At 65.7% G+C, this 13305-nt stretch carries 13 protein-coding genes; 9 read left to right on the top strand and 4 right to left on the bottom strand.

Going from position 1 to position 13305, the window contains the following annotated elements; translation table 11 throughout:
* Positions 1-393 precede the first annotated feature (393 nt).
* The 4 genes from NOV65_RS02800 (at position 394) to NOV65_RS02815 (ending at position 5491) form a co-directional block, all read left to right on the top strand.
* Positions 394-933 (top strand): DUF4402 domain-containing protein, encoded by a 540-nt coding sequence (locus tag NOV65_RS02800; protein ID WP_257304083.1) that lies wholly within the window; start codon positions 394-396, stop codon positions 931-933.
* Between the two features lie 68 nt (positions 934-1001).
* A complete protein-coding gene (locus NOV65_RS02805) occupies positions 1002-1847 on the top strand; it encodes a fimbrial biogenesis chaperone (protein ID WP_257304084.1) in 846 nt (281 codons plus the stop codon).
* A complete protein-coding gene (locus NOV65_RS02810; protein ID WP_257304086.1) occupies positions 1848-4553 on the top strand; it encodes a collagen binding domain-containing protein in 2706 nt (901 codons plus the stop codon).
* A complete protein-coding gene (locus NOV65_RS02815) occupies positions 4550-5491 on the top strand; it encodes a DUF4402 domain-containing protein (RefSeq protein ID WP_257304088.1) in 942 nt (313 codons plus the stop codon). Before NOV65_RS02810 ends, NOV65_RS02815 begins: the two co-directional genes overlap by 4 nt.
* Here the strand turns inward: NOV65_RS02815 and NOV65_RS02820 are convergent.
* Complete coding sequence (locus NOV65_RS02820; RefSeq protein WP_257304090.1) at positions 5482-5703, bottom strand: hypothetical protein; 222 nt, start codon at positions 5701-5703, stop codon at positions 5482-5484. The genes NOV65_RS02815 and NOV65_RS02820 overlap by 10 nt on opposite strands.
* 314 nt (positions 5704-6017) lie before the next feature.
* On the bottom strand, positions 6018-7925 hold the full coding sequence (locus NOV65_RS02825) for a formate--tetrahydrofolate ligase (protein WP_257304092.1): 1908 nt from the start codon (positions 7923-7925) through the stop codon (positions 6018-6020).
* Positions 7926-8033: 108 nt separating this feature from the next.
* On the opposite strand from NOV65_RS02825, the gene NOV65_RS02830 reads away from it, so the two are divergent.
* The 5 genes from NOV65_RS02830 to NOV65_RS02850 all read left to right on the top strand — a co-directional run bounded on the left by NOV65_RS02830 (position 8034) and on the right by NOV65_RS02850 (position 11794).
* The gene (locus NOV65_RS02830) at positions 8034-8642 is read left to right on the top strand and encodes an IMPACT family protein (protein ID WP_257304095.1); all 609 of its coding nucleotides are present in this window, start codon (positions 8034-8036) and stop codon (positions 8640-8642) included.
* A 200-nt stretch (positions 8643-8842) separates the two neighbouring features.
* A complete protein-coding gene (locus NOV65_RS02835) occupies positions 8843-9271 on the top strand; it encodes a LiaI-LiaF-like domain-containing protein (RefSeq protein WP_257304097.1) in 429 nt (142 codons plus the stop codon).
* On the top strand, positions 9268-9978 hold the full coding sequence (locus NOV65_RS02840) for a cell wall-active antibiotics response protein (RefSeq protein ID WP_257304100.1): 711 nt from the start codon (positions 9268-9270) through the stop codon (positions 9976-9978). Before NOV65_RS02835 ends, NOV65_RS02840 begins: the two co-directional genes overlap by 4 nt.
* Positions 9978-11042 (top strand): sensor histidine kinase, encoded by a 1065-nt coding sequence (locus NOV65_RS02845; RefSeq protein WP_257304102.1) that lies wholly within the window; start codon positions 9978-9980, stop codon positions 11040-11042. Before NOV65_RS02840 ends, NOV65_RS02845 begins: the two co-directional genes overlap by 1 nt.
* Positions 11039-11794, top strand: coding sequence for a LytR/AlgR family response regulator transcription factor (locus NOV65_RS02850; RefSeq protein WP_257304104.1), 756 nt, complete (start codon positions 11039-11041; stop codon positions 11792-11794). The genes NOV65_RS02845 and NOV65_RS02850 overlap by 4 nt, the downstream gene beginning before the upstream one ends.
* On the opposite strand, the gene NOV65_RS02855 is transcribed toward NOV65_RS02850, so the two are convergent.
* Together NOV65_RS02855 and NOV65_RS02860 are read right to left on the bottom strand one after the other, a co-directional pair.
* Entirely contained in the window at positions 11795-12022 is a 228-nt protein-coding gene (locus NOV65_RS02855; protein WP_257304106.1) for a hypothetical protein, read from the bottom strand.
* A gap of 7 nt (positions 12023-12029) precedes the next feature.
* Entirely contained in the window at positions 12030-13244 is a 1215-nt protein-coding gene (locus NOV65_RS02860) for an SCP2 sterol-binding domain-containing protein (protein ID WP_257304107.1), read from the bottom strand.
* Positions 13245-13305: the final 61 nt, after the last annotated feature.

Below are 13305 nucleotides of genomic sequence, written 5' to 3' on the forward strand. Positions count from 1 at the left end.
CCATGGGGGCATTCGCTCAGAACTCACGTCCGGGATCGTGAAGCCGTTAGAAGTGACTGAACTGGCAGCTATGCCAAGGAATCTCCATGTACACCTCCTCTCGGGTGCCCTGACCTAATCGACACCATTGCTTGGCTCCCGAGACGAAGTCCGGCCTCGCCGAGGCCAATCCCTGAGCAGAGCCTTCAGCACTGATTACCTACTCGTTGTCTTGCCTGGGAAGAATTTGGCCAGGACTCAGCCATCATAGGCAAATATCGCACTACGTTAAAAATTCTAATGAAAATTACCTATTACTTTATGCAATCATGAGACACGAACTCAGGTCAGAGATGGGGATAGCCAGGGGGCTTACCCGATTCACGGCCACACCTCCCACCAAAGGAGCAACTCATGTACGTATCCTCGCGCATCCTCGCGGGTGCCCTGCTGCTGGCCGCGCCGGCCGCGTTTGCGCAAACCAGCGCCACGGCAGCCAACGTGCCGGTCACGGCCCGCATCTACAAGCCCATCAGCCTGGCTCTCAACAACACCGGCCTGAGCTTTGGCGACATCTTCACTGATGGCACCGGGGGCGATGTGACGTTGAACCCGCAGAGCAACACCAGGACGACCACGGGTCCCGTCCTGGCCACCACCGGTACCGCCAACGCCGCGACGTTCACCGTCGGCGGGAAGCGGAACGCCACCTATGCCATCACCCTTCCGAACGATGGCTCAGTGACCCTGACGGGTCCTGGCACGGCCATGGCCGTGAGCAAGTTCACCGCCTCGGTCGCGGGCGCCGCCCCGGCCAACCCCGCCACGGGCCTGATTCCCAACACGGCGGGTGCGACTCAAACCTTCCAGGTGGGCGGCACTTTGACTCTCGCCGCCAATCAGGTGGATGGCGACTATGCCGGCACCTTCAATGTCACGGTCGCCTACAACTGAGGCCCGCTGATCCACCGATCCGCCCAGGGCGCACCTGCGCCCTGGGTTTTCTCCGTACCTGAGGTCTCATGCGGCTTCTTCGCCCCTGGCTTATCTCGATCCTGCTCATCGGCCATCTCGCGATGAGCCTCCCCGCGCAAACCCCTCCCCCCCCGGCCGAGGGCGGTTTAGGCGATCTCCTGGTGGCCCCGACCCGGGTGGTCTTCGAAGGCCGCAAGCGCAGTGCTGAACTGAACCTTTCGAACATCGGACTGACTCGCGCCACTTACCGGGTCTCCCTCGTGCACATGGAGATGGATGCGGTCGGCGCCTTCAAGGAACTGCCCTTCGATCCGACGACGGAAAACCTCAAGTCCATGTTCCGCTTCTCTCCAAGGGAAGTGACCCTCGACCCCCATGAATCCCAGACCTTGCGCATCCAGGTCCGCAAGCCCGCGCTGCTGCCGGTAGGGGAGTACCGCCTGCACATGACCTTCCGTGCCGTGCCCCCCGTCTCAACGACGGCACCAACCCCGGTGCAATCCGCGAAGGGGATCTCCATCAAGCTCACTCCCGTCTATGGCATCGCCATTCCCCTGATCGTCCGGCATGGTGAAACCTCCGCCCGCCTCTCCATCACCGAGCCCGTCCTTGACAGAGCGGACCGTGTCCTGCGATTCCACCTGAACCGCAGCGGCAACCAGTCGGTCTATGGCGATCTGAAGGCGATCCTTCTTCCGACCACAGGGGAGCCTGAGGTCCTGGCGGAAGCCACGGGGCTGGCGGTCTACACCCCGAACCTCGAGCGGATCGTCGTGCTGCCGCTGCGGGTTACGCGGCCCGTCCCCCCTGGCAGCCGGATCCGCATCACCTACACCCTGCCCCTCCAGGACGGGGGGAGCCTGCTCGCCGAAACCACCACGCTGATCCCCTGAATGGGCATCCCCACTCTCCGGACGGTCCTCCAGGGCCTGGCCTTCGCCTGGGTGGCGCCAACGCTCGCGGCCGGAGGCCTGCTAGCTGCAGGCCCAGGCACCCTGTCGGAGATGTTCGTGAACCGCTCGGAGGAGGAGGTCCTCCTCTTCGCCTTGCGCCTGGACCAGTCGGCCCTCAGCAGCACCTTTCCTGGATTCCCCGCGAAGGATGGTGTGCTCGTACCCCTGGGGGAATTGTGCCGCCTGCTGGATCTCGCCATCGAGGTGGACCCCACCCGCGGCCAGGCGCAGGGATTCTTCATTGGCGAGAAGCGCCGGTTCAGCCTCCAGGTCCTGGCCGGAACAGTGGTCGTGGAAGGGCGCAGCCTGCCCCTCGACCTCTCGCGAGTGGAGCTTCATGCGGACGACATCTATGTGGATACACGCCTCATTGCCGCCTGGTTGCCCCTGGATTTCCAGATCATCAGCCGCAGTGCGACCATCACGGTATCGCCCCGTGAACCTCTGCCCATCCAGGCGCGCTGGCAGCGCGAACGCATGACCAGCCGCTTTCGTCCCACCGAGGGCCCGAAGAGCTTCCCGCGAGCGCCAGACCCCTATCGCACGATCGAAGTGCCGATGGTGGACGAGACCCTCCGCCTGAGCGCGCAGACTGCACCGGCCGCAGACCGGCACGTCCGGGCCCAGAGCACCACCTTCGCCACGGGCGATTTCCTGGGCTTATCTTCGAGCCTTTACACGATTCTCGACACTCGGGACGGTCTCTCAGAGTTCCGGATGACCATGGGCCGTCGCGATCCCCACGCGGGTCTGCTGGGCCCCCTCAAGGCCACGGAGTTCGCCTTCGGGGAAGTGCTCGATCCGGGCCTCAACCTGCTGACTCTGCCCATGACGGGCACGGGAGCCCTCCTCACCAACTACCCGCTTCAGCGCGAGAACGCTTTCGACCGCCATTCCTTCCAAGGAAACCTGCCTCCGGGATGGCAGGTGGAGCTGTACCGGAACCAGGCGCTCCTGGGGTTCCAGGCCTCCCGCCCCGATGGCCTTTACGAATTCCTGAACGTGCCGCTCTACTACGGCTGGAACGACTTCCGGCTGGTGTTCTACGGGCCCCAGGGCCAGCGGCGTGAGGAGGTGTCGCGCTTCGACGTGAGTGAAAGCCAGACGCCAGAGGGCGTGTTCCAGTACCGGATGGTGAGCGCCGATCCCCGGCAGGCCGGAAGGCGCGGGCAGCTGGAAGGACGCTACGGGATTTCCCGGCAGGTCGCGGCCGGGTTCTCCGTATCTGATCTGGATCTGGATGGACGGCATCATTCCTACACGGGAGCCAGCCTCCAGGGTTTCTGGAAGCCACTGTCTGCCACCTTCACGGCGATCAGTGATCAGCTCGGAGGCACCGTCGCCGAACTGGGCCTTCGAAGCCGCATCGGCTCCACCAGCCTCACGGCCAAGTATGCCGACCTCCAGAACGGTTTCCTCAGCGAGGTGTTCAGACCCATTTATGGCCCTGTCCAGAGCCGCAGCAGCCTGGAAACCTCCACCCTGCTGCCCAGCCTGGCCCGCAGCCTGGTCACCCTCGACCTCGGCGCATCCCGGGACCGGCTGGTGGCGGGAGGAAGCATCGATCGGCTGTACAACCGCATCTCCACATCCTTCTCCGGGTATTTCCTCTCCAACGAGATCACCCTCACCGAGGGGCTGGGCACGGCGATGCCCTTGCCCGCCTCCACCACCGGGGACTTTCTCGTGAGCAAGTTCTTTCGTAACTTCTCACTGCGGGGCCAGGCGAATTACCAGTTGGATGGTGCCCGGCGCCTGAATGCCTTGTCCGCCTTCCTGGAAACGCCGGTGTTTGCGCCCTTCAACCTCCGGGCGGGGTTCACCCACTCGGTGGTATCCGGCGACACCCTGGTGCAAATGGGCGCCTACAAAACCCAGGGAGCCTACGCGCTCAGCGCCGAGTTGAGCTATTCCACCCGCAGTCGCCTTTCTCTGGACCTCACGTTGCGTGTGGGACTGGCCCGGGAACCGCGAAGCGGGCGACCCTACGCGCAGGCTCAGGGCATCGCCAGCCATGGCGCCATCTCCGCTCGGGCCTTCCTTGACACCAACGGGAACGGGGCGCTCGACCAGGAGGAGAAACCTGTCCAGGGAGTGGGCTTCCTGGCGAATGGTGCCTCGCAACCGACCACCACGGATGCGAGGGGCGTGGCCTTCCTCGCGAATCTTTCTGGTGATCTCGACGCCAATCTTTCCGTCAATTCATCCACGCTTGAGGACCCCCTCATGCGTCCCGGGAGTCCAGGCCTGCGCATCACCCCCCGCCAGGGCCATGTGGTCCAGGTCGATGTTCCCCTCGTGCTGTTCGGCGAGATCACTGGAACAGCCTACCTCCAGCGAGACAGCGATTCCCTCGAACTGCCCGGCCTTCTCCTGGAGCTGGTGGATGCCCAGGGCAAACCCATAAAAGCCACCCGGACGGCCTTCGACGGGTTCTACACCATCTCCGACATTCCGCCCGGAACCTATCAGCTCCGTGCGCCGGACTCTGAGCTCCAACGTCGCGGTCTCTCGAAACCATGGCCAAAGGCCGCGGTCGTGACCCCAGAAGGCACGGTCGTGGATGGCCTTGATCTCGTGTTCATATTGGACCGTTCCACGCCCCCGCCCCCGCAGCAGGATGCCCGAAAGGGAGAGCGACCATGAGCTGCCCCATCGCTTCAAAGGTCCTCAGGCGAGCCCTCCTGGTGGTTCTGTCCGCAGCGGCCCTGCCTGCCTTTACCCAGGCCTGGGTACCGATCATCAACAAGTATTCGGATATCTCCCTGGGATCCATCGTGCCCGGTGCAACAGCGGGGACCGTGGTCCTGAACTCCCCTTCCGGGAGCCGGGCCGCCACGGGGAGCGCCAACCTCGGCTCTTCCGCGGGTGTCAGCCTGGGCAGCTTCACCCTGACCGGCAAGGTGGGTGACACCTGGTCGGCCGCAGCAGGCAGCGCCCTCCCCTTCACGCTGGCTGGACCTGGGGGTGCGACCTTGCTCGTGACCGCGGTGGATTGCCAGCCCGGCACCACCGGCACCTTCCCTTCGGGAAGCACCACCGGCTTCTACTATCTGGGCGCCACCCTCTCCGTGGGCACGAGTGCTACGACTCCCGCAGGAACCTACACCGGCAGCTACTCCCTGAATGTGACCGACCCCTTCAAAGGTTCCGTCAGCACCATGGTCTTCACGGTGCAGGCCCGCGTGGATCCAGTCATCACCCTCTCCGAACTCACCGGGCTGCGTTTCGGGGATATCTTCACGGGCCCTGCCCCGGGCACCGTGGTGCTCAGTCCTTCGGGCGCCCGCAGCACCACCGGCGGTGCAGGACTGGGTTCAATATCACCTTTTGGGCCGGCCACTTTCATCGTGACCGGGGCGGGCAACGCCACCTATGCCATCACCCTGCCCACGAGCATCCTGCTTGGTTCTCCGGACGGCACCCTCACCATATCCCCCGTCACAAGCTCCCCGAATCTGACGGGACTCCTGGATGCCACCGGACGGCAGACACTAGGCGTGGGTGGCACTTTGAATGTGCCGGCCAACCAGCCCGACGGAGACTACACCGGAACCTTCAGTGTGACGGTGGCCTACAACTGATCGGCGGCGGCTGGATTCGGCACACCCCGGGCATCCCGCAGCGCCAGGACTCCTCCGATGTAGCGGATCTCCCGGGCCAGGAACCGTTGCCGGCCCGCCTCCACACGCCTGGAGGCGAGAATCTCGATCGTGGCTCCCGCATCAAGCATGGCCGCCGTATTCCAGGCACCGGTATCCACCGGGAGGATCCCGGCAGTGATCTGGAGCAGCATCACGCCATCCTTCCACCCGGCAACCTCGCCGCGCAGGCTGACCTCCGTGGATGGATCATAGTCGGCCGCTGCACGCGGGCGGATCCGGACGGTACAGGGTGCACCATGGGTATTCTGCGCCAGGGCTGGCACCCCGACGACACCAACCAAGGCGAGGGTACGGCCCAGGTGGAGAATCGATCGGGGGTTACCAGGGTGACCCACAGGAGGCTCCTGACAGGTGGTCACCCCTCTATTCGACCCATCGCCAGCCGAAGATAACCCTCGTGGTGATTAAAAGGATTAATAGGCCGATTCGTGGCCGGATTCCCGGATCAGAACAGGCCGACGATGCGGCCCGTCTCCGGATCGATGTCCACGTCGTAGAAACCGGGTCTGGTGGGTAGTCCGGGCATGGTGGCCATCTTGCCGAGCAGAGGATAGAGGAAGCCCGCCCCGGCGCTGATCCGGATGTCCCGCACGGGGATGCGGAAGCCCGTGGGTACGCCCTTGAGGGCCGGATCGTGGCTCAGGCTCAGGTGGGTCTTGGCCATGCAGATCGGTAAGCGATCGTAACCCAACCGTGTGTAGGCCTCGATCTTGGCCTCGGCCTCGGGTGCGTAGTCCACGCCATCGGCGCCGTAGATCTCCCGCGCGATGGTCTCGATCTTCTGCTTGATAGGCTCGTCCACACCGTAGAGAAACCGGAAATCAGAAGGCCGCTCGCAGACACGCATGACAGCCCTGGCCAGATCCAGGGCACCCTCTCCACCCAGGGCCCAGTTGTGGCAGACCACGGCATCCTCGGCGCCGCTCTCCAGCGACGCCCGGCGCACCAGTTCCAGTTCGGCGGGACTGTCCGTGGCGAACCCGTTTACGGCCACCACCACCGGCACACCGAACTTCCGGGCGATGCGGATGTGGTGCAGCAGGTTGGGCAGGCCCTGGCGCAGGAGCTCCAGGTTCTCCTCCAGGTAGACGGGATCCAGCGGCTTGCCGGCGACCACCTTGGGGCCGCCGCCGTGCATCTTGAGGGCGCGTACCGTGGCCACCAGCACCACGGCATCAGGCACCAGTCCCGAGACGCGGCACTTGATATCGAAGAACTTCTCCATGCCCATGTCGGCGCCGAAGCCCGACTCGGTGATCACATAGTCCGCCAGCTTGAGGGCGATCTGGTCCGCCAGGATGGAGCTGTTGCCGTGGGCGATGTTGGCGAAGGGGCCTGCATGCACGAAGACCGGGGTGCCCTCCAGGGTCTGCATGAGGTTCGGCTTCAGGGCATCCTTCATGAGCACCGTCATGGCCCCGGCCACGCCCAGGTCCTCGGCGGTCACCGCGTTCCCCCGGCGATCCAGGCCCACCACCATGTCGCCCAGGCGGCGGCGCATGTCCTGAAGGCCTGTGGTGAGAGCTAGGACGGCCATGATTTCGCTCGCCACAGCGATGTCGAAGCCAGTCTCCCGCGCGAAGCCCCGTTCTTCCTCGCCCTGCCCCACGGTCACGCCCCGCAGGAAGCGGTCGCTGGTATCCAGGATGCGGCGCCAGGTGATGGCGGCGGGATCCAGATCCAGTCGGCAGATCCGGCGGCGTTCTTCCGGAGTGAAGTCCTCAGGATTCCCCTTGGTGACGCCCAGCTTCGCGCAGCGCAGCTGCAGCGAGCGCGGGAACTTCCTTCCGGATTTCCCCGCAGGGAAAATCCGCTCGAACAACTGCTCGTCCGAAGCCCCCGCCTCATGCAGGATGCGGGCGTCAATGGCCGCGGCACAGAGGTTGTGGGCCGCGGTGATGGCGTGGATATCGCCTGTGAGGTGAAGGTTGAAATCCTCCATGGGGATCACCTGGCTGTAGCCACCCCCCGCGGCGCCCCCCTTGATGCCGAAGGTGGGCCCTTGGCTGGGCTGCCGGATGCAGGTGACGACGCGCTGGCGCAGCTGGGCGCCGAGGGCCTGGCTGAGACCCACGGTGGTGGTGGTCTTGCCTTCGCCCAGCGGCGTGGGCGTGATGGCGGTGACGTCAATGTACTTGCCGTTGGGACGCGACCGCAGGCGATCCAGCACCTCCAACCGCACCTTGGCCTTGGTGGGACCGTAGAACTCCAGCTCATCTTCTCGAAGACCCAGTTCCGCCGCCACCAGCCCGATGGGCTTGAGGGTGGCCGCCTGCGCGATGTCCAGATCCGAGGGCACGGGCACCCTAGGCTGCAGGAGCGTGGGCGTGAAGGGCCGCGTGACGGTATCCATGCCGTCTCCTCGAAAAGATCCACCCCAACTATAAGTAAAAAACGATTGAATGGTCGTCATTGAAGCGTGTTTGTTGATTCCCGTCACAGCCGCATCCATGCTGGATCCATGCGTCGGTTGAAGGAAATCGTGATCCACCGGTTCCGCGAGAAGGCGTCCGTCTTCCTCACGGAACTGCATCCCGCCCGGGATGCGGCGGAACGGTCAGCGGTGCTGGCTTCCTTGAGAAAGCGCGACTTCGATGCCACCCATCACTGCAGCGCCTGGCGGGAGGGCGTCCCCGTCGCCGCCCAGGGTGCGGACGATGACGGCGAACCCTCCGGAACCGCGGGGCGACCCATGCTGGCGGTCCTCGAAGGCGCCCAGACCACGGATCTCATCGCGGTCTGCATCCGGTGGTACGGCGGCACCAAGCTGGGCAGCGGCGGCCTGGTGCGGGCCTACACCGAGGGTGTGCAAGGCGCCTTGGCCGAGGCCGATGCCCGGGGCCTCTGGGAGGAGGTCAGGGTTCTCCGTAGGGGCGAGATCCGTGTGCCCGCGGCTCAGGCCCACCTGCCCTTCGCCTTGCTGGGGGCCTTCCCGGGTGCGGCCCTGGTGGATCAATCTTTCGAAGGCGAATGGGCCATCCTGCGCTTCGAATGCCCGCCGGGGCTCTGCCCGGCCCTCGATCACGCCTGGCAGGAGCGCAGTCGGGGCGGAGCGATCATCTGGGATTGACCGCTCGCCGGTCCCCGCCCCCCATTCACCGATCCTCCCTCGGTTTCCTGTCGGGACGTCCGTAGCTTGGACATGCGGAAGGAGGCGGACATGATCCATGCGGGATGGTTCCTCGACAGCCCCTGGTGGTGGTTGGCGCTTTGGCTGCCCTCCCTCGCGTTCGTCATTCCCTTCGGATCGGAAAGAAAGGAACACCGCTCATGAACATCCAGGAACAACGCCCTCCGGTCTTCTCGGCGAAGCTGGTCCTCGGCCTGGTGGTCATCGCCGGCGGTCTGATCCTCCTGCTCGATAGCCTCCACTGGTACGACGCCTGGCACCTGCTGGCCTGGTGGCCATTGGCTCTGGCCGCCTTCGGCCTCGCCCGCCTGGCCCAGGATGGTCCCCTCAGCCTGCGCGGCCACATCTGGCTGGGTTTCGCCGTCGCCGGATTCATTTCCCAGTTCGGCCCCTGGGGTCTGCTGGAACGCTGGTGGCCGATCTTCCTCGTCTGGGGCGGCGCGGTCGTCACCCTGCGGGCCATCTTCCCCCAACCCAAACGGGCGCGCCGATGTCAGCGGAATCCCCCATCGCCAGGGCCCGATGTTTCCTGTGATCCTGAACATGAATCCACCCAGGTGAAGCCATGACCGCCGCGGAAGACGCCAAGGCCCCAAGCCCCTTCAGCCCCAAGCTGGTGCTGGGCGTGGCCATCATCGTGGCGGGCCTCGTGCTCACCCTGGACAACCTCGGCCTCATCCAGGCCCACACGATCTTCAAGCTCTGGCCCCTGGTGCTGGTGGCCATGGGGGTCGCCAAGATCCGCCAGGACCGCCAGAACAGCAGCCTGGGCGGCTGGTTCCTGGTGCTGGGCGGCGCCTTCCTCCTGCTCTTCACCTTCGGTCGCGGCCACCTGGCAGATGCCCTGGGACCCATGCTCGTGGTGGCCCTTGGCATCCTCATCGTGGTCAAGGCCCTGAAGCAGAACCGGGGCGTACCGCCGGAGTTGGCCCGATCTGAGGACTTCCTCCAGGGCACGGCCATCTTCGGGGGCTTCAAGCGGCGGGTCTCCACCCAGGCCTTCAAGGGGGGCGAACTGACGGCCATCTTCGGCGGCTACGAAGTGGATCTCCGCCAGGCGGTCCTCGAAAACGGCCAGGCCCGCATCGATGTCTTTGTGCTCTTCGGCGGCGGCGAGATCCGTGTGCCCGAGGGTTGGGAAATCTCCAATCGTGCCACCGCCATCGCCGGGGCCCTCAACGACAGCACGCATCATGGCCCGGCCTCCCCGGATGCCCGGCCCTGCCTGGTGATCACGGGCCTCATCCTCTTCGGCGGCACGGAAGTGAAATCCTGATGCATCCCCTGCTGGCCAGCCGCGCGCGTCTGGGGGCCTACCTCCTCGGGTGGGTCCCCATCGCCCTGCTCCTCACCGGCATCGCGAGGAGCCAGGGCTGGAGCTGGGCCGAGGCCGGCATTCTCGCCTTGCCGCTGTGCCTGCTCGCGGCCTTCCTGTTCCTGTCCGCCTGGTTCCTCTGCCGGGCCCTGCCTCTGGGCCGGAGGGTGGAAACCCTGGGTTCCCACGGCGCGGCCTGGGGCCTGGCGGCGGTGCTCATGGGCGGTATCTGGGCGGGCCTGGCGTGGTTGCTGGCGCGGGCTCTGGCCTGGATCCCCGGCCTGGGCGGCCTGCCCAGGCGCGTGGATATCGCCCTGCCTGTGCTCACGGGCCTGGGCATCCTGCTCTACCTGGCCTCGGTGGCCCTCAGCTACCTCATGCTGGCCCAGGACCGGGCGGTGGAGGCCGAGCGCCGGGGCGCTGAACTGCAGCTGCTGGCGCAGGAATCCGAACTCAAGGCCCTGCGCGCCCAGCTGAACCCTCACTTCCTCTTCAACAGCCTGAACTCGCTCTCGGCGCTCACGGCCGTGGACCCGGCCCGGGCCCGGGAGATGTGCGTGCTGCTCTCCGATTTCCTCCGCCGCAGCCTCGGGCTGGGAGAACGGCGCCTGGTGGCGCTGCGGGAGGAGCTTGACCTGGCCCGGGCCTATCTGGCCATCGAGCAGATCCGCTTCGGCGCCCGCCTGAAGCTGGACTGGCGTATCGATCCCGCCGCCGAGCCGGCCCTCCTCCCCACGCTGCTGCTGCAACCCTTGGTGGAGAACGCCATCAAGCACGGCATCGCCGCCCTGCCCGAGGGCGGCACCCTGGTTGTGGCCGCAGAAACCATGGAAGGCCATGTGACCCTGCGGGTGGAGAACCCGGCGGATCTGGAGGCGCCGACGCCCCAGGGCCTGGGCCTCGGGCTGCGGCAGGTCCGCCAGCGTCTGCTCGGACGCTTCGGTAACCGGGCCCGCTTTGAAGCCGGCGTGCAGAATGGCATCCATCGCGTGACCCTGGTCTTCCCACTGGAGACGGAACCATGAGAGCCCTGATCATTGACGATGAGGATCTGGCCCGCGCGGTGGTGCGCGAGCACTTGGCGGCCCATCCCGAGGTGGAGGTGGTTGGGGAGTGCGCCAACGGCTTCGAGGCCCTGAAGGCCGTGGCGCAGCACCAGCCCGATCTCATCTTCCTGGACATTCAGATGCCCAAGCTGGACGGGTTCGAAGTGCTGGAGCTGCTGGAGGCCGAGGGGAAACGCCCAGCCGTGGTCTTCGTCACGGCCTACGACCAGCATGCCCTGCGGGCCTTCGAAGCCCACGCGGTGGACTACCTGCTGAAGCCCTTCTCGAAGGAACGCTTCGACGCCGCCCTGGCCAAGGCCCACGCCCTCCAAGCCGCCAAGCCCACGGTGCCACCACCGCCAGCCACGGAACTCGCCGCCGCCGCGCGGCAGGGGAAGCCGCTGGAGCGCATCGTGGTGAAGGATGGCCCCAAGGTGACGGTGATCCACCTCGATCGCCTGGATTGGGTGCAGGCCCAGGATGATTACGTGCTGCTGCGTACCGAGGGCAGGAACCTGCTCAAACAGCAGACTCTCGCCAGCCTGGAAACCCAGCTCGATCCGAGTCGTTTCATCCGCATTCACCGCAGTTACATTCTGAACCTCGATCGCCTTGTCCGCGTCGAACAAGACTCCAAGGAGCATCGCGATGCCATCCTCCGCGACGGCACCCGCCTGCCCGTGAGCCGCGCGGGGTACCAACGACTGCGGGAACTCTGGGAGGGCGCCTGATCAGATCCCGCCGTGGAGGCGGCAGGGGTGGTGATGGCAGTGCCCGCAGCGCCCTTCACAGGGCACCCCAGGGGCCAGATCCTCCTCGGGGTCGAGCAGCGTCTTCTTGTCCGACTTGGCGGCGGTCATCGGCGCGATGATCTTGGCCACGCGGATAGTACCCACCGCCGCCTTCCCGGGCTTCGGGCTCGGGGTCCTCTTGCGGGAGGGGGCGGCGGGAGGCGTCATGGCACGCTCAAGCCTCGGGACGCTTGAAGCTCTTCGCGACCTTCTGCATGAGCAGCGGGTCGCCCTCGATCTGGATCTTGCCGGTCATGAAGGCCTCCTGGGCATTCAGCGTTCCGGTACTCATGGCAATGAAGTCGTCGGCCTTGGCTTTCAGGAGCGTATCACAGGGTTTCATGAGGCGGGGGAAGACCAGGCAGGCACCATTCCTGATGAACAGCGTGTAGCCGAGATCATCAATCTGGTAACCCACGGCCGCTTCAAGATCTCCGGCTTTTTCGGCGTTGAAACGCTCAGGCATGGATTCCAGCAGCCCCTGGGCCGGGTTCACGTCCGCGTCGAAGTGGGCCGTGTAGGCAGCCACCTGGCTCATGTCGCCCTTCACCGTGATGGCGCCGCCCAGCAGGGCTGCCACCAGGTTCAGCTTGCCCGCGTTGAGGGCCGCGAAGTCTGCATCGGAGATGCCCAGGGCGGCCCCGCCCTCCACTTCCCCAGGTCGCACAGAGAGGCCCTCGGGGCTGAAGTCCAGGCGGTAGGGAACGCCGTCCACCTTCACCTCCAGCGTGCCGCTGGCACCGCCTTTGTAGCGCTTCCTCAGGGTGGCCAGGGCCTTGCCGCCCGGGGTGTCGGGGAAGCTGATTTCAGGCTCGGCGGACCAGGTCTTCCAGACCTTGCGGAGGAGACTCATGTCACCTGTGTAGCGAATCTGACCGCCCAGCAGCGCCGGCCCGGGGTCGGAAATGCCACAGACCAGCCCGCGCAGCGCGGCTTCGTCGCCGGCCACCTCCGCGCCTTCGCCCCAGCTCTCCGCTCCCACGGTCACCTTGATCCCGGCTCCGGCCAGCGCGAGGCGGGCAGGCATCAGATCCTTCAGGGCCTTTACCGGACCGCCCTGCTTCTGCGGTTTCTTGAAGAACTTGGGGAATTTCTGGAGCAGGCCGAGGTCCCCGGTGCCCTTGAGCTTGCCGGTCATGAAGGCCTGCATTGGGTCGAGCTTGCCCTCGTTCAGGGCGATCCAGTCCTCAGCGCCGATCACCACCACCGAGGTGGCGTCGGGCTTGGCTTCCCGCTTCATGGAGAAGACCCCATTCTCGATCAGGCAGGTGTAGTCCCCGCCGCCCTCGCCCGTCACCTGGTAGTAGACGGAGACCGTGAGCCCTTGGGCCTTCTCAGGCAGGAAGAGTTCGGGCATGAGCGAGAAGATGCCGTCCACCGTCAAAGCCATTTGATCACCTCGGAATGTGGGATCGAGCATGGCCGGGGCCTCGGACTTCACGCAACGGTTA

The sequence above is a fragment of the Geothrix campi genome (assembly GCF_024609265.1).
Lineage (GTDB): Bacteria > Acidobacteriota > Holophagae > Holophagales > Holophagaceae > Geothrix > Geothrix campi.